The sequence below is a fragment of the Bacteroidia bacterium genome (assembly GCA_041391665.1).
In the GTDB taxonomy this organism is placed as follows: domain Bacteria; phylum Bacteroidota; class Bacteroidia; order J057; family J057; genus JAGQVA01.
The window spans coordinates 538,182-553,520 of sequence record JAWKNO010000003.1 but is presented as its reverse complement, the minus strand read 5'-3'; the positions used below and the strand labels follow the sequence as shown (position 1 = coordinate 553,520).

13 protein-coding genes are annotated in these 15,339 nt (G+C 45.7%); 7 read left to right on the top strand and 6 right to left on the bottom strand.

Features of this window, described 5'->3' with window-relative positions; all coding sequences use genetic code 11:
* Positions 1–17: 17 nt before the first annotated feature.
* Together R3D00_25005 and R3D00_25000 are read left to right on the top strand one after the other, a co-directional pair.
* Positions 18–1,376 carry an Nramp family divalent metal transporter gene (locus R3D00_25005; GenBank protein MEZ4776459.1) on the top strand — a complete coding sequence of 453 codons (1,359 nt, stop codon included), beginning with the start codon at positions 18–20 and terminating at the stop codon, positions 1,374–1,376.
* Between the two features lie 156 nt (positions 1,377–1,532).
* The gene (locus tag R3D00_25000) at positions 1,533–1,982 is read left to right on the top strand and encodes a PepSY-like domain-containing protein (GenBank protein ID MEZ4776458.1); all 450 of its coding nucleotides are present in this window, start codon (positions 1,533–1,535) and stop codon (positions 1,980–1,982) included.
* 4 nt (positions 1,983–1,986) lie between these two features.
* Here the strand turns inward: R3D00_25000 and R3D00_24995 are convergent, their stop codons facing one another.
* Together R3D00_24995 and R3D00_24990 are read right to left on the bottom strand one after the other, a co-directional pair.
* Positions 1,987–3,678: an L-lactate permease gene (locus R3D00_24995; protein ID MEZ4776457.1), complete on the bottom strand. Its 1,692-nt coding sequence runs from the start codon at positions 3,676–3,678 to the stop codon at positions 1,987–1,989.
* Complete coding sequence (locus R3D00_24990) at positions 3,675–5,168, bottom strand: DASS family sodium-coupled anion symporter (GenBank protein ID MEZ4776456.1); 1,494 nt, start codon at positions 5,166–5,168, stop codon at positions 3,675–3,677. The genes R3D00_24995 and R3D00_24990 overlap by 4 nt, the downstream gene beginning before the upstream one ends.
* Before the next feature lie 99 nt (positions 5,169–5,267).
* Between R3D00_24990 and R3D00_24985 the strand changes: the two genes are divergently transcribed.
* The 5 genes from R3D00_24985 to R3D00_24965 all read left to right on the top strand — a co-directional run bounded on the left by R3D00_24985 (position 5,268) and on the right by R3D00_24965 (position 10,326).
* Positions 5,268–5,696 (top strand): hypothetical protein, encoded by a 429-nt coding sequence (locus R3D00_24985; GenBank protein MEZ4776455.1) that lies wholly within the window; start codon positions 5,268–5,270, stop codon positions 5,694–5,696.
* A 113-nt stretch (positions 5,697–5,809) separates the two neighbouring features.
* Positions 5,810–7,210, top strand: a complete 1,401-nt coding sequence (uxaC, locus tag R3D00_24980; protein MEZ4776454.1) for a glucuronate isomerase — start codon at positions 5,810–5,812, stop codon at positions 7,208–7,210.
* Positions 7,211–7,212: 2 nt separating this feature from the next.
* Positions 7,213–8,241: a TRAP transporter substrate-binding protein gene (locus R3D00_24975; GenBank protein MEZ4776453.1), complete on the top strand. Its 1,029-nt coding sequence runs from the start codon at positions 7,213–7,215 to the stop codon at positions 8,239–8,241.
* Complete coding sequence (locus tag R3D00_24970) at positions 8,238–8,714, top strand: TRAP transporter small permease (protein MEZ4776452.1); 477 nt, start codon at positions 8,238–8,240, stop codon at positions 8,712–8,714. Before R3D00_24975 ends, R3D00_24970 begins: the two co-directional genes overlap by 4 nt.
* Positions 8,715–8,742: 28 nt before the next feature.
* Positions 8,743–10,326, top strand: coding sequence for a TRAP transporter large permease (locus R3D00_24965; protein ID MEZ4776451.1), 1,584 nt, complete (start codon positions 8,743–8,745; stop codon positions 10,324–10,326).
* 3 nt (positions 10,327–10,329) lie between these two features.
* Here R3D00_24965 and holA read toward each other — a convergent pair whose 3' ends face one another.
* The 4 genes from holA to R3D00_24945 are packed head-to-tail and all read right to left on the bottom strand — an operon-like array spanning position 10,330 to position 15,047.
* Positions 10,330–11,346 (bottom strand): DNA polymerase III subunit delta, encoded by a 1,017-nt coding sequence (holA, locus tag R3D00_24960; GenBank protein MEZ4776450.1) that lies wholly within the window; start codon positions 11,344–11,346, stop codon positions 10,330–10,332.
* Positions 11,347–11,348: 2 nt separating this feature from the next.
* Positions 11,349–12,185 (bottom strand): prolyl oligopeptidase family serine peptidase, encoded by an 837-nt coding sequence (locus R3D00_24955; GenBank protein ID MEZ4776449.1) that lies wholly within the window; start codon positions 12,183–12,185, stop codon positions 11,349–11,351.
* Positions 12,186–12,240: 55 nt separating this feature from the next.
* Positions 12,241–14,616, bottom strand: a complete 2,376-nt coding sequence (locus tag R3D00_24950; GenBank protein MEZ4776448.1) for a response regulator — start codon at positions 14,614–14,616, stop codon at positions 12,241–12,243.
* Positions 14,616–15,047 carry a response regulator gene (locus R3D00_24945; protein ID MEZ4776447.1) on the bottom strand — a complete coding sequence of 144 codons (432 nt, stop codon included), beginning with the start codon at positions 15,045–15,047 and terminating at the stop codon, positions 14,616–14,618. Before R3D00_24945 ends, R3D00_24950 begins: the two co-directional genes overlap by 1 nt.
* Between the last annotated feature and the right edge of the window lie 292 nt (positions 15,048–15,339).

Here is a 15,339-nt window from a genome sequence, read left to right as displayed (position 1 = left end):
TACCCAATCCTGTACACATGGCTGCTACTGGAAAAGAAGCACTGACAGAAGTCAAACAACCCCCCATTGCATTTTTTGATAAGCTGAAGTTTTTGGGGCCGGGTTTTATCCTTTCGGCGAGTATTGTGGGTTCGGGCGAACTCATTGCGACGACGACCCTGGGGGCGGAAGCTGGTTTTATCACCTTTTGGGTGATTTTGGTGAGTTGTGCAGTGAAGGTGGCCATTCAACTGGAATTTGGGAAACACGCCATTTACTCTGGCGAAACAGTCATGGAAGCCTTTAACAACCTTCCCGGACCGCGTTTTGGCAAGGCACATTGGACGATCTGGACCTATCTGGTACTTATGATGACCAAGTTTCTGCAAGTAGGCGGAATTATCGGCGGGGTTGCCATTACCATGAATATCGCCTTTCCCCAAATGCCTGTTCCTGTGTGGACATTTATTATAGCCATTATTGTTTCAATGATGGTTTTTAGGGGGCATTACAAGTTTATCGAGCGGGTGTCGCTGGCTTTGATTGCTATGTTTACCCTGTTTACGTTTGGCTGTCTGTTTTTCCTTCAATACACACCATATGCCATTAGTCTTTCGCAGATCGGAGATGGGCTGACTTTCCAGCTTCCGGTAGCGGCAATTGCTGTGGCGATCGGGGCATTTGGCCTTACCGGAGTAGGAGGAGACGAAATACTGTTTTATAACTACTGGTGCCTGGAAAAGGGGTATGCCCGTTATGCCGGCCCCCGGGAAGAAAATGCCGAATGGGAATACCGCGCAAAAGGATGGATCAAAGTCATGTATCTGGATGCCATTCTTGCGATGGTAGTATATACTTCCGTTACGGCTGCGTTTTACCTTCTGGGAGCAGCCGTGCTCCATGCCCGGGGCGAAATTCCCAAAGGTTATGAAATGGTCGAAACCCTTTCCAAAATGTACACCGAATCGCTGGGCCCCTGGGCAAGATCTGTATTTTTGATGGGGGCCGTGGCTGTGCTGTTTTCCACACTATTTTCGGCCCTTGCATCATGGATACGCATATATGGTGATGCCTTTAGCCAGATCGGTTGGATAGACTATAAAAACCCGGTTTCAAGAAGCCGAATCCTGGCGGTACAGGCCTGGGTGATTCCTTTCGTTTGGGGAGTATTATTTCTGATTGTCGGAGAGCCGGTATTTATGGTGCTTACCGGCGGGGTAATCACATCCATCATACTGTTTATGGTGGTGTATGTGGCCGTTTATTTTCGCTACCGGCGGCTGCCAGCTGCATTATTTCCCGGAAGGATATATGATGTGGCATTCTGGCTGAGTGTAATTTCTATCGGCTGGGTAGGATTGTTTGGCCTGGTAAAGGTGATACAACGCATTTTTTAGTGAAAGGATGATTATTTTTTACTGAAAAAAATCCGCGAAATTCCTTCAGGAAGCCATGAAATTAGAAAATTGAAAAATTCGATTTGCGTAGGAATATTTTTTATCATAGATTAAGGCGCACAATGTTTATTTCCCTGATGCTCTTAATTCTGTGCCATGAAAAATGTCTTTACCTTTCTGTTAAGTTTGTTTTTTTTATTGCAGTTGGTGAGTGCCCAGCCAATCACAGACCATGGTGTTTCGCGTGGTATGATGGAGGTGCCGGCTCCCATTTTAAATGCTTTTGAGGAATCTTTTTCCGGAGCGGAAAAAGTGTCCTGGAGCAGGTTAAACGGCGACTATCTCGCTGAATTCACAAAGGGTGGCCATTCGATGCGGGCGATTTTTGCCGCAAATGGTGTCTGGAAGTATACGGATATTGATGTTCGGGAACAGTTCCTGAATGATCGTATACGCCAGCATATCATGAATTACTATCCGGATGCTGTGATTAAAAAGACAACCCTTCACGATGAGCCTGGAAAGTCTTCGTATTCAATTGAAATACTGACTGGCGGGCGACCCAAAGTGCTTCGTTATTCCGATAAATATCTCCCTATGGATTGATCGTTTATTGAATTAACGGATCAGAAACACCCAGCACATAAATCATGATCATACCTGAGATCCCTACTATCAACAAATAATAGATAGTGGGGATCATTGTTTTTCGCAAGGTTTCGCCTTCTTTTCCAAGCAAACCTACGGTTGCAGATGCCGCAACTACGTTGTGGATGGCGACCATATTACCGGCCGCAGCACCGACCGCCTGTAATGCGACTACCATCGCGCCTGAAATCAAAAGACTTTCTGCAACCCCATGCTGAAATAGGCTGAACATGAGATTGCTCACCGTATTGCTTCCCGCGATAAATGCTCCCAATGCGCCGATAGCGGGCGCAAAAAATGGCCAGATTTTCCCTACAGATCCCGCTACCCATTCTGCCATCGCTATGGGCATGCTGTCAAATCCTGAATCATTTATCCCGGAATTGATATACACCCTTACCATTGGTACGGTGAAGAGTAATACAAATCCGGCCCCAAGCAGCATTCGCCCCGATTCATCTATAGCATTCCACAATTTTTTTCTATCCATCTTGTGAAAAAAACCAGTGATGATCACAACAAGTATCAACACCGTACCCGGCAGGTAAAAGGGTTTGCTTGATCCACTGATACCGGTTCCAAAAATATTCGTCCAGCTTACTTCTATTCCATTCAGAAAATCTTTTACCGGTAACTGCGGTAACCTCGTGATTACCAGAAAGACAGCCACGAGCAGGTACGGAAGCCACGCCTTGCCGACAGACATAGGTTTGCCAGATGGCTGGCTTAGGTTCATCGAAAGGTTGCCCGACCACCCTTCCGGCCATTGAGATTCTGCGGGAAAATGCCAGGTGTCTTTGGGGAGCAGAAACTTTTTCTTTGCAGCAAATGTCATGATTCCCAGCCCGAAAAGCGATCCCAGCAGGGAAGGGAATTCCGGTCCCAGAAAAAGTGCCGTAAGCAGATAGGGGATCGTAAAGGCAAACCCTCCGAGAAGGGCAAACGGGAATATGGAAAGTCCTTCGCGAAATGATTTGTTGGCGCCAAAAAACCGGGTCATCAACATGACCATCAGCACGGGCATGATCGTGCCGGCGACAGTATGAAGAATTGCTACGTTGCGGGAGATCACCAACAGGTAATCCTGAAAACTCAGCCCTTTTGCTGCGAGAAGGGTGGAAATCGCCGGATTTTCCAGTCCACCTTTTACTCCCACCAGAATAGGGGTTCCCACTGCCCCAAATGTCACGGCGGTACTCTGCACCATCATCCCCAGCATGACTGCTGCTGCCGCCGGAAACCGCAATGCGACCAGTAAGGGCGCTACGATTGCCGCAGGTGTACCAAAACCCGATGCCCCTTCGATAAATGAGCCAAACAACCATGCGATGATTACGGTCTGCACCCGTGGATCGGGGCTTATCTCTGCAAAACCAGAGCGAATCGCGGTAATAGCCCCCGAGTGTTTTAGCGTATTGAGAAGCAGAATAGCTCCAAATATGATATACAGGATATCGCCTGTAATAAAAATTCCCTGAACGGAAGCCGCCGCAACGTGTTTCCACGGTACTTCCCAGGCAAACAGTGCAATGAAAACAGCAAGAATATATACCAGAGGCATAACTTCCTTTGCCGGTCTGCGAAGTCCTACCAGCAGGATCCCTGCGACGAGGATAGGGGTAATGGCGATCAGCGCCTGGAAAAATAAACTCATTTCATCGGGAAATTTGATGGATAGGTGTGGAGGTCAATTCCCCATACCAGGGGTAATATCCAGTACAGATAAAAAGTGATCAGTACGATCGAAATTATATTCATCCAGATTCCGGCACGCACCATATCTTTAATCCGAATCATTCCCGACCCAAAAACTACTGCATTGGGAGGGGTGGCGACCGGTAACATAAAGGCACAGGAAGCTGCCAGAATCGCAGGAACCATCAATCCATAAGGGTGGATGCCTATAGCCATTGCCAATGCGGCAAGAATGGGCATAATCATACTGGCTGTCGCCAGGTTGGAAGTGATCTCTGTAAGAAAGTTTACCAAAGTCGTCACGACCAGAATAATCAGAATAAAGCTGACGCCATGCAAAAGTGTCATCTGACTCCCAATCCATACGGCCAGGCCTGATTTTTCAAATCCTGCGGCAATCGCCAGTCCTCCGCCAAACAGCAACAATATGCCCCAGGGAAGCCGAATGGCATTTGACCAGTTCATCAGCCGGTCTCCGGGGTGATTGGGAGAAGGAATGAGAAAAAGCAAAACCGCGCCACCGAGGGCAATCAGGGTATCGTCCAGGGCAGGAAACCTTTTGGCAAACAAAAAAGAGCGGGTAATCCAGAGAAATGCGGTGAGCATAAAAATAATCAGTACCATAATTTCTTCGGCCTGCATTTTACCCAAACCTTTCAACTGTTGGCGGATAGTTTCTCTGCCTGTGCCAGAGGGGAGATGCTGGACTTTGAAAATGCCCCTTGTCAGCACCCACCAGCATAAAAATAATAACGCAACGGAAAACGGCAGGCCAACCAGCATCCATTGCGAAAAAGTGATTTCCTGTTGAAAGATTTCTTTTACCACACTCGCAAATACGAGGTTGGGGGGTGTGCCGATCAGGGTAGCCATTCCCCCGATTGAAGCTGCATAGGCAATAGAAAGCATCAAAGGACGGGCAAATATATGGATATCCGTATTTTCTGAATGATCATTGAGGTGGGTAACCACTGCCATAGCGATGGGCAACATCATCAGTGCAGTGGCTGTATTGGAAATCCACATAGAAATAAACGCCGTGGCGAGCATAAAACCCAAAATCAGCATGGGCAGATTGGTGCCCACCACATAAATAATATTGAGGGCAATTCTTTGATGCAGATTCCATTTTTCGATGGCCAGGGCTATGATAAAGCCGCCGAGGTAAAGAAAAACAAGCGGATGCCCATAAGCAGCAGTGGTCTGTCCGATAGAAAGCCCGCCCGTAAAAGGAAAAAGCAGAATCGGCAATATGGACGTCGCTTCGATTGGTATAGCCTCTGTGATCCACCAGACGGCTATCCAGAGTGTGGTGGCTAATATACCGACGGCTGGCTCCGGCATACTGTCAGGGCCACCGGTAAGAATGGTGATAAAAAACAAAGCAGGCCCCAGAATCAGGCCGGTAAATTGTCCGGGGTTGTAGGTCGCTCGGTGAGTGGTAGTCATAAAACGAATATAGAGACTTTTCGGAGTTTGTGAAAATGCGAAAAATCTATTATGTTTAGGCGCTTTTGTGATCTATAATATTTACCCTAACCAACGGCCATGACCAGATTTTGGATAATCGCCTGTGCGCTGGTATGTTTTACTACTTACCTTAAGGCACAAACCCGAGGGGCCTATTCGCCTCCGACAAGTCTCTCTCATGTGTTTGAAGACCATTTTCCTGATGCTGAAATGGCAAGCTGGAAAAAAGATGCTTCCGGGTATGAGGTTACTTTTGTCAACCATGAATTGAAAATGACTGCACACTATTCTTTCTCTGAAGTGTGGGAACGCACCGATATAGAAGTACCGTTAAATATGATGCCGGCAGAATCTATGGCACATTTCCGGAAAAATTTTCCGGGAGCGACACTGCTCAAAACGGGTTATCTTGATGCGCCGGAAGCCCGTTACTACAAAATAGATATTTCGATCGATGGCAGACGCCGCCAGTTGAGATATGATGATAAAGGGGTCTTTATAAAATAAATCGCTGATTTATACATGAATCCCTAACACCCTTGCTCAATAAGCATTTTTTTTTTGCCGGTCCGAAAGGGCTGGCTTTTTTTATATACCATTTTTTTTATTATCATCAACGCATGAAAGGATTTTTGGACGAACATTTTCTATTACAAACAGAAACTGCCCGGTTTCTCTACCATGAGCATGCGAAAGACATGCCTGTGATTGACTACCATTGTCATTTGTCTCCGGAGGATATTGCCAATGATCGGCAATTTGAAAACCTCACCCGTATCTGGCTGGAAGGTGATCACTACAAATGGCGGGCAATGCGCACCAATGGTGTCCCCGAAAGATATTGTACCGGCGATGCCTCAGACTATGAGAAGTTTGAAAAATGGGCAGAGACAGTGCCGTGGACCATGCGCAATCCGCTGTATCATTGGACGCACATGGAGCTAAAGCGTCCGTTTGAGATTTCTAAAATTCTCAATTCCGATACGGCCAGAGAGATTTATGATGAATGTACAGCTAAACTTCAGCAGCCTGATTTTTCGACCCGCGGTATCCTCAAACAAATGAATGTAAAGGTTATCTGTACAACCGATGACCCTATAGATTCTCTGGAAGCTCATAAAAAAATCAAAGCCGACGATTTCGGTATTCAGGTTCTCCCTGCATTCCGCCCCGATAAATCACTCAATATCGAAAATCCTCCTGCCTATAATGCGTACATGGAAAGGCTTTCGGAAGTTACGGGTTTTGAAATCAGTCACTTTATCGATTTGTTGAATGCCTTACAGGAGCGGGTGGATTATTTTCATGAAAATGGCGCACGACTCTCTGACCATGGTCTTGAGACGATGTATGCAGAGGCGTTTGACTATGACGACATCAACCGCATTTTTCATAAAGTGAGGCTGGGTACAACCCCCGATCCTCAGGAGATTCAGCAGTTTAAATCAGCCGTTTTATACCATCTGGGTGAAATGTATCATGAAAAAGGCTGGACAATGCAGTTTCACCTCGGTGCTCTGAGAAACAATAGTTCCCGAATGGTGAAGCTGCTGGGCCCTGATACAGGCTTTGATTCGATCGGTGATTTTGAAATCGCCCGGCCACTGGCAAAGTTTCTCAACCGGCTCGACACCGAAAATAAACTTTGTAAAACGATTCTCTACAACCTCAATCCCCGCGACAATGAACTGATGGCTACCATGATCGGCAATTTTAACGATGGTTCATTTCCCGGTAAGATGCAGTTTGGTTCGGCATGGTGGTTTCTCGACCAGAAAGACGGGATGGAAAAACAGATCAATGCGCTTTCCAATATGGGCCTTCTGAGCCGCTTTGTAGGTATGCTTACAGATTCGCGCAGTTTCCTTTCTTACCCCCGGCATGAATACTTCCGAAGAATTCTTTGTAATATGCTCGGCAATGATGTTGAAAATGGAGAATTGCCCAATGATCGCAAATGGCTGGGGCAATTGGTGGAGAATATCTGTTATCACAATGCGAAAGCATATTTTGGTTTCTGACAATGAGAAAACAACGAATACTGGCGATTATACTTGGCGTGTGCATGCTGAGTGGTTTGTCCTGTGAAAAAATTCTGAACCATCGGTCTCTTAAGCTGGCACACGGGCTTCCGATCGACCATCCTGTGCACAAGTCGATGGAGTTTATGGCTAAAAGATGCGCCGAAATCTCCGATGGCAAACTTCTGATCGACATTTATCCCAATGAACAATTAGGCAGGGAAAGAGAGGCCGTAGAACTCCTCCAGGTTGGCAGCATTGCGATAACCAAGGTATCGGGTGCGGTACTGGAAAATTTCGCGCCAAAGCTCAGGGTACTGGGCCTCCCGTATATATGGCGAAGTCGTGAACATCAGTTTAAGGTGCTCGATGGCCCTATCGGAGAATTGTTGTTGGAAGCTCCTTCCGCTTATCGCCTTCGCGGACTGTGTTTTTACGATGCGGGTTTCAGATCATTTTATACTACACAAAAAGGTATTCATACCCCTGATGACCTTTCGGGGATGAAAATTCGTGTCCAGAAAAGTAAAACTGCCACAGATATGGTCAATCTTCTGGGCGGATCTGCTACCCCCATTGACTGGGGGGAACTGTACAGCGCGCTCCAGCAGGGGGTGGTCGATGGGGCAGAAAATAACCCGCCGAGCTTTGAAACCTCCCGGCATTATGAAATTTGCAAATATTATTCCCTCAATGAACATTCAGCGGTGCCGGATGTCTTGCTGATCAGTACGAGGTGGTGGGAAATTCTTTCGGCACAGGAGCGCGAATGGCTTATGGAAGCCGTACATGAGTCTGTCATCTTTGAAAGGAAAGCATGGGCCGAAGCCGAACAAAAATCGCTGGATGTAATAAAAGCTGCGGGCGTAGAGGTGATTTACCCCGATAAAACGCCTTTTATGGACAAGCTTTCGGGCGTTTTTGATCAGTACAAATCGGAACCTGAGTTATATGATCTCATCCTTCAGATACAAAATGTAAAGGCCGATTCAGTAAGTTCTTCCATTAACCCTTCTACCCTGACTCAATGAAAAAATCCATTGACCGGATTCTCGAAATCATTCTGATTGTATTTATGTCTCTCATGGTGATCAATGTCACCTGGCAGGTTCTGTCCCGGTTCCTTGCGCAGTGGGGGGTAATTGCAGCTGCGAGTTCTGCTTCGGAAGAACTCGCGCGGTTTTTTCTGGTATGGCTGGGCCTGATGGGTGCTGCTTATGCTACGGGTAAGAATATGCACCTGGCCGTTGACCTGCTTCCCAATAGTTTGGCCGGGCGGTCCAAACGAAACCTGAATATGGTTATTCACGGGGTGGTTTTTGTATTTGCTTTTGTAGTGATGACCCTGGGTGGTTTTTTTCTCACAAAGCTCACCTTTGAGTTGAAACAAACCTCTCCGGTTCTCTTTATGCCACTGGGTTATCTGTATATGGCTGTTCCCGTGAGCGGACTGATTACCGCATGGTATAGCCTGGCCAATATCCTTGAGGTGAAAAACAGTTAATCCATTTACTACCTACTATTATCCTGACATGACAGTTCTTATACTCGCTTTAAGTTTTATCATTCTGCTGGCTATCGGTGTGCCGATCGCTTACAGCATTGGCATATCAGCTATCCTGACGATTGCCGTAAGTATGCCGGGCGATATTGCGCTCAGTACAATCGCACAGCGTATGGCCACCGGCCTCGATAGTTTTCCGTTGCTGGCTATTCCGTTTTTTATCCTTGCCGGGCAATTGATGAATGCGGGGGGAATTGCCCGTCGGCTGATCAGTTTTGCCCGTACCCTGATCGGATGGCTTCCCGGCGCATTGGCCCATATCAATATCCTCGCCAATATGCTTTTTGGGGCTATTTCGGGATCTGCGGTAGCTGCTGCCTCGGCCATCGGTGGGGCGATGCACAGCCAGATGGTCGATGAAGGATATGACCCTGAATACAATGCTTCGGTAAATATCAGCTCCGCAACTACGGGTATGATTATTCCTCCCAGCAATATTATGATTGTCTATTCTCTTGCCAGTGGCGGTGTTTCTATCGGTGCACTGTTTGTGGCTGGTTATATCCCCGGCGTGCTGATTGGGCTGGTACTGATGCTGGTGGCAGGGGTGATCGCTGTCAGGAAAAAATACCCGACACAGAGCAAATTGTCGAAAGAAAAAGTAGCGCGTCGTCTGATGTATGCAATACCGGGCTTGTTGGTGCTGGTGGGAATGGTTGCACTCAGCAGAAGTGTGATTGGGGCGATGGAAAATACAACGATGCGTTATCTGCTCAACTTTTTATTATGGGGGGGATATCTGGCGGTGATGGCTGTATTTGGAAGGAAAATATTCACCCATAAACTTTCCGGAATCCAACGGTCGCTGAGCCAGATTGCCTTTTTGCTGTGGGGTGGGGTATATGCAAAAAAAGACAATCGAGAAGGGGAGGAATTTTATCGGTTTACGATGGGTTTCCAGACTTTTCTGGATGCTGTACCCAGCCTGTTTCTTCTGTTGATTGTCATTGGAGGAATCATCGCCGGGGTATTTACCGCAACGGAAGCTTCTGTGATTGCAGTGCTATACACCTTATTGCTGGCTTTTATTTATGGAGAAGTGAAAATCTCGCATTTGCCGGAAGTATTGTTAAATGCAGTCAAGACTACCTCTATCGTACTGATTCTGATTGCCACTTCTATGGCTATGTCCTGGGTGCTTGCATTTGAAAATATTCCTCAGGATGTCAGTGCTGCGCTTCTCTCCATTAGCGATAGCAAAATTGTCATTCTGATCATCATCAATCTTGTGCTGCTGGCCGTAGGGGTATTTATGGATATGACGCCTGCGGTATTGATTTTTACTCCAATATTTTTGCCGGTTGTGCAGGAATTGGGGGTTGATCCAGTGCATTTTGGGATCATCATGATCATGAACCTTTGTATTGGTCTTTGTACACCGCCGGTGGGTTCTGTTTTGTTTGTGGGTGCTGCCGTAGCCAATGTGAGTATCAGCAGGCTGATAAGGCCGCTGTTGCCGTTGTTTATGGCCATGCTGCTAATTTTAATACTGACCACCTACATCCCCGAAATCAGTCTCTGGCTTCCGGGAACATTGGGCATGCTGAAATAATCTTTAGTTGAGAATCTGCCAGACAAGGGTTTTGAGGACATGGGATTCATCCATGTTTGAGGGGATCATTCCTTTTAGCTGGAGGTCGGCATCCTGAATATAGCCGATGTTTCGATACACCTGTGAGAGGTTATAAGATTTGCTGGCTTCCAGATAATCTTTTGCTGCATAATAGTTGACATCGAGCTTATTTTTTACCGCATTTACATCTTTCAACTGAAACTGCTTCAGCAGCGCAATCTGATGGAAGAAGCGAAACAATCCATTGACCGTAAGCACCGGCGGATTTGTTTTCGAATTTTGAGTCAGTCGGTCAATGATCATATGTGATCGATACACATCCCTTTTTCCGAGGGCATTGGTCAATTCAAACACATTAAACTCCTTATCGACATTGATCATTTCATACACAAACTGTTGGGTGATTTTTTTCTGACCTGTAGCTTTCAGATAGAGAAACATTTTCTCCAGCTCATTTTCTATGAGGTTTAGGTTTGTACCGAGATTGGTCACCAGTATAGCAGGAATGCCGGGGTCGCATTCGAGTCCGATATCGCTGATATGCCCTGTTACCCATTGCTGCACATCCTGATCATACATTTTTTTTGCCTGATAGACAGCAGTGCTTTTATGAAGGGTTTTTGCCACAGCGGCGGGGAGGCCGGTTTTCGGTCCTTTAAATGCCATGACAAGAATCGTGGAAGGGACCGGTTGTGCCAGATAACTTTTGAGTTTGTCGGCTTCTGTTTTGTTGAGGCGTTGTGCTTCTTTCAGGATGATCAGTTTGTACTGTGCCATGACTGGAAAACTGCGGCAGGCATTGATGATTTTGCTTGCGGTTGTTTCCGGGCCATACAATACTTCTCTGTTGAAAGCTGTTTCTGAAGCGGTGAGGACAGCCCCGTCTTTATCTAGTTCTTCGACAATTTTATCGATAAAATAGGTCTCTTCACCGTGGAGATAATATACCGGTGCAAATTTTTTCTGACGTATTTCCTGAATCAGCTTTTGAAAGGACATGATTACTTGAGGTGTTTGTTGAAAAAATCCAGGCTATGCTGTAGCACCTGGGTAAGCGGCGCAGTGGTTTCTGTAAAGGGATGGGTTGCGCCAAATGTATGGGTACCATTTGGGATAATGCGCATGAGCGTGTGGTTGGGATCTCCGTAAATATTGAGATGTTCGGCTTCAAAAAATGGAACAGTTTCGTCTTCCTGCCCGTGTAGCAGCAAGAGCGGGCGCTGGAATGTTTTGGCAGCCTGAAGGATATTAAGTTTGCTCCTTCCATTTTTTTCCAGATCATCCAAAATCGGGAGTCCCATTTTTAAAATTTGTCCGGTACGGGAATTAACTACTTCGTAGTGTCCTTTTTTTCTCCACTTTTGTCGATCTTCTTTGGTATACCGGTCAAAATTTGAAACCGCAGCCCAGGTACATAGCGCTGCTACCTTTTCGGCCCGGCTCGCCGCGAGGATACTGATCCCTCCCCCCCGGCTATGACCGATCAGTCCCAGTTTGTGGTGGAGATCTTTACCGAAAAAATTGGTATGGGTGATCAGATGAATGACTTCTAAGGTTTCACTTACCTCCAGGCTGAAAGTATTTTTTTCAAACTTATCAGTCTCCGTCAGGTTTTCTTTGTCCTTTCCGATTCCGTTGTGTGAAAAGTTGAAACAGAAAAAACTGAACCCCCGCTCAGCAAAAAAATTACCTGCGTAAGGCACAAACCCCCAGTCCTTAAATCCTTTCAGGCCATGAACATATAGAATAGCAGGGCCATCTCCGAGCGATTCTGCGCCATAGAGCGTAATTGAGATAAGATTGCCTGCTGCAGTGGTAAAGCTGAAGTCCTGTGTCATAGTTCAATAGAAAGTCAGCTACGAATGTAGAAGGAATTATGGTAATTATCCAGTATCAATGTGTCGGAAGGCTATTTTCGAGTTCGGCGAAAGAACTTTCTATCACTTCACGGATTTTCCCGACCAGCGCCTGGAGCGTCTGTTGGTTGGAATGAGTTTTAATGACTTTTTCTACTTCGAGAATGGTCTCTTTTATAGAATTAATCCCCATGAATGCCACCGAACTTTTTAGTTTATGTACAGTTTTTCCAAGTTCGTCATACTCCTTATTGTCTAGTTGGAGAGACATTTTTTCAAGCATATCTGGCGTTGTTTCGAGAAATTTTTCGATAGTTTTCCGGATGATAGTCGCATCTCCTCCAGAGATTTGCTCGAGGTATGTGAGATCTGTATATTGCTTTAAAGGCATATTATCCAACGTCTTTAGGCTTTCTTCCTTTGGGGAATTATTTGAACCATTACCATTAACGTGCAGTTGCTGTTTACCGTTGGACTGCTGGGTAGAATCCAGTTTTCGTTTTCCGGTTCTGGCGTGTTGAAGAATTTTTGTATAAAGATTGGCGATTTCAATGGGCTTTGATACATAGTCATTCATTCCTACCCGCAGGCATTCATCGTCGCTTCCTGTAAATGCATTCGCAGTAAGTGCGATGATGGGTATTTCACGGTAGGGCGAATCCATTTTCTCCCTGATATGTTGGGTGGCCTCATATCCATTCATCTCAGGCATTTGCACATCCATCAGGATCAGGTCATAGTTTTTTTCCTCAAGTTTCTCGATACACTCCCGCCCGTTGTTGGCGATCTGAATATCGATTCCCCAGTCAGAAAGTAGTTTCCGGGTTACCATCTGGTTGAGCGGATTGTCTTCGACCAGTAGTATTTCCATGCCGGTAAACTTGGTCTTGTCGATGACGACCTCTGGTTTGGGCCCTTCTTCGGGGAGAGTCAGGTCAAATCCGAGTTCAAAGTCAAAAGCAGACCCTTCTCCTACATTACTGGTAACATTGATATTGCCACCCTGAAGTTTTACCAGTTGTCTGACAATCGTAAGCCCTAATCCGGTGCCGCCCTGGCGTCGGTTGTCCTCGTTTTCGATTTGCTGGAAGCTTTCAAAAATCACTTTCAGCTTGTCTTGTGGGATACCGATACCTGTGTCAGAAACTTTAAAGTAAATATTTACCTTCTCTTTCGACTGATCGATAAGTTTAGCTTCAATGGTAATATTGCCCTTGTGGGTAAATTTGATTGCGTTGCCCACAAGATTTAGTAAGATCTGCGTCAGCCGGACATTGTCGCCGACCAGTCGCTCCGGAATACGGTTGTCAAGATTAAATATAAGCTTCAGCCCTTTTCCATTGGCAGAAAGCTCCATCATGTCTTCTACATGATCAAATACCTGCCGGAGGTTAAATCCATGATGGCTGAAGTCGATTTTGCCCGCTTCAATTTTGGAGAGGTCGAGAATATCATTGACCACTGCAAGCAACGTTTCTCCAGCCGACTTGATCGCCTCCAGTTGTTCCCGCTGAGTAGAAGAAAGGTTAGAATCCAGCAAGAGGGTGGTAAGCAGGAGAATCGGGTTGAGAGGGGTGCGGATTTCGTGGCTGGTTTTTGCCAGAAATTCCTGCCGCAGTTGCATTGCCCGGGCATTCAACTCATTCATCTGCTTCAGGTCCTCGATTTGCTTTCGCTCGGTGATATCCTGAACCGATCCTACCAGCTTTTCCGGGTGATTGTCCTGATTCATCTGGGCTTTGCCCTGAAATACAGAATATTTAACCCTTCCGTCGGGAAATGCTATTCTGTGATCCACTTCGAAGGAGCCGCCATCTTCAAACACTTTTTTCAGCTTCAGGGCTACTTCCTGTTGATCTTCCGGATGTACAGCCATAAGGTAGTCCTGCAAGGTCCTGAATTCTTCTCCCTGTTTTGTCTCAAAGATTGAGTACACAATCGGGGAGCAGGTCATCTCATTGGTTTCAATATTGAGATCCCAGTTGCCTATTTTTGCGAGATCCTGTGCCTGGTGAAGATTGCGCTGAAGCTGGTTGCGTTCGATGGCATAGTTGATTACCCGGGAGAGGTATTTGGAGGAAAGATCATTTTTGGATATAAAATCCTGGCCACCACTTTTTACTGCTCTGAGCCCCAGCTTTTCATCGGTCTCACCTGTGAGCACTACGATAGGATGCAGCGGAAACTCACTGTAGATATTTTCAAAAGTATCAAACCCCATGGAATCGGGCAGATTCAGGTCGAGGAGAATAATATCTATTTTTTTGTTGAAAAGGATCTCTCTCCCTTCCTTAAGTGTACCCGCAATGATCAGGTTATAGCGTTGGTGCGTAACCTGTCGAATATATTCGTGGATGAGCCTTGCATCGGGAATATGATCCTCTATGAGCAGTATTTGGATTCTGTTTTCCACTATAATTGCTGTCTGGGGAGTTTAACAATGCTAAACCAAAAGGTTTCGATACTTCTGATTACTTCAAAAAAGCGGTTTATATCTACAGGTTTGGTTATGTAACAATTTGCATGAAGGTCATAACTTTTTTGAATATCCTGTTCTGATTCTGAATTTGTAAGTATAACTACGGGTATAACTCGTAACTTTTTGTCCTGCTTGATTTCTTTTAGTACTTCTCTTCCATCTTTTCGGGGAAGGTTGAGATCAAGAAATATGAGGTCAGGTGTTTCTGCATCAACATATCTTCCCCGGCGGTAGAGATAGTGAATGGCAGCTTCTCCATCGGGAACAACAGACAGATTTACATTATCAAAGAATCTGGTTTCTTTCAGCGCTTCTTTTGTCAACCTGACATCACCCGGATTATCCTCGACCAGTAAAATATTCATATTCATTAGGCAATAAGGATTGAAAAAAAAATAGTTTTCGGGCAAAAAACCGGGTTTACGTCCCCTGTAAACTTTGCCCTTTTCGATGAGCAATAAAACTCTCAGAAATTACAAAACTTACATCATTATTTGGTAATTAAGGTTGTATAATTGTGAAAAAACAGCAGGAATATTACCTGCGATAACCAGGGGTATTGTAAAAAAATCGCTAAAGAATGGCAAAAAGTTTCACTTAATCAGGAATAGTGAAGCGTTTCAGCCGTAAATCAAACACGCTATAATGCTTTCAGTC

Bases quoted from the DNA above. Each gene is read 5' to 3' on its own strand.
- R3D00_24985 (MEZ4776455.1), top strand. From the start codon at position 5,268: ATGACCAGATTTTGGATAATCGCCTGTGCGCTGGTATGTTTTACTACT.
- uxaC (MEZ4776454.1), top strand. From the start codon at position 5,810: ATGAAAGGATTTTTGGACGAACATTTTCTATTACAAACAGAAACTGCC.
- R3D00_24970 (MEZ4776452.1), top strand. From the start codon at position 8,238: ATGAAAAAATCCATTGACCGGATTCTCGAAATCATTCTGATTGTATTT.
- R3D00_25005 (MEZ4776459.1), top strand. From the start codon at position 18: ATGGCTGCTACTGGAAAAGAAGCACTGACAGAAGTCAAACAACCCCCC.
- R3D00_24955 (MEZ4776449.1), bottom strand. From the start codon at position 12,185: ATGACACAGGACTTCAGCTTTACCACTGCAGCAGGCAATCTTATCTCA.
- R3D00_24965 (MEZ4776451.1), top strand. From the start codon at position 8,743: ATGACAGTTCTTATACTCGCTTTAAGTTTTATCATTCTGCTGGCTATC.
- R3D00_24945 (MEZ4776447.1), bottom strand. From the start codon at position 15,047: ATGAATATTTTACTGGTCGAGGATAATCCGGGTGATGTCAGGTTGACA.
- holA (MEZ4776450.1), bottom strand. From the start codon at position 11,346: ATGTCCTTTCAAAAGCTGATTCAGGAAATACGTCAGAAAAAATTTGCA.
- R3D00_24990 (MEZ4776456.1), bottom strand. From the start codon at position 5,168: ATGACTACCACTCACCGAGCGACCTACAACCCCGGACAATTTACCGGC.
- R3D00_24975 (MEZ4776453.1), top strand. From the start codon at position 7,213: ATGAGAAAACAACGAATACTGGCGATTATACTTGGCGTGTGCATGCTG.
- R3D00_24995 (MEZ4776457.1), bottom strand. From the start codon at position 3,678: ATGAGTTTATTTTTCCAGGCGCTGATCGCCATTACCCCTATCCTCGTC.
- R3D00_25000 (MEZ4776458.1), top strand. From the start codon at position 1,533: ATGAAAAATGTCTTTACCTTTCTGTTAAGTTTGTTTTTTTTATTGCAG.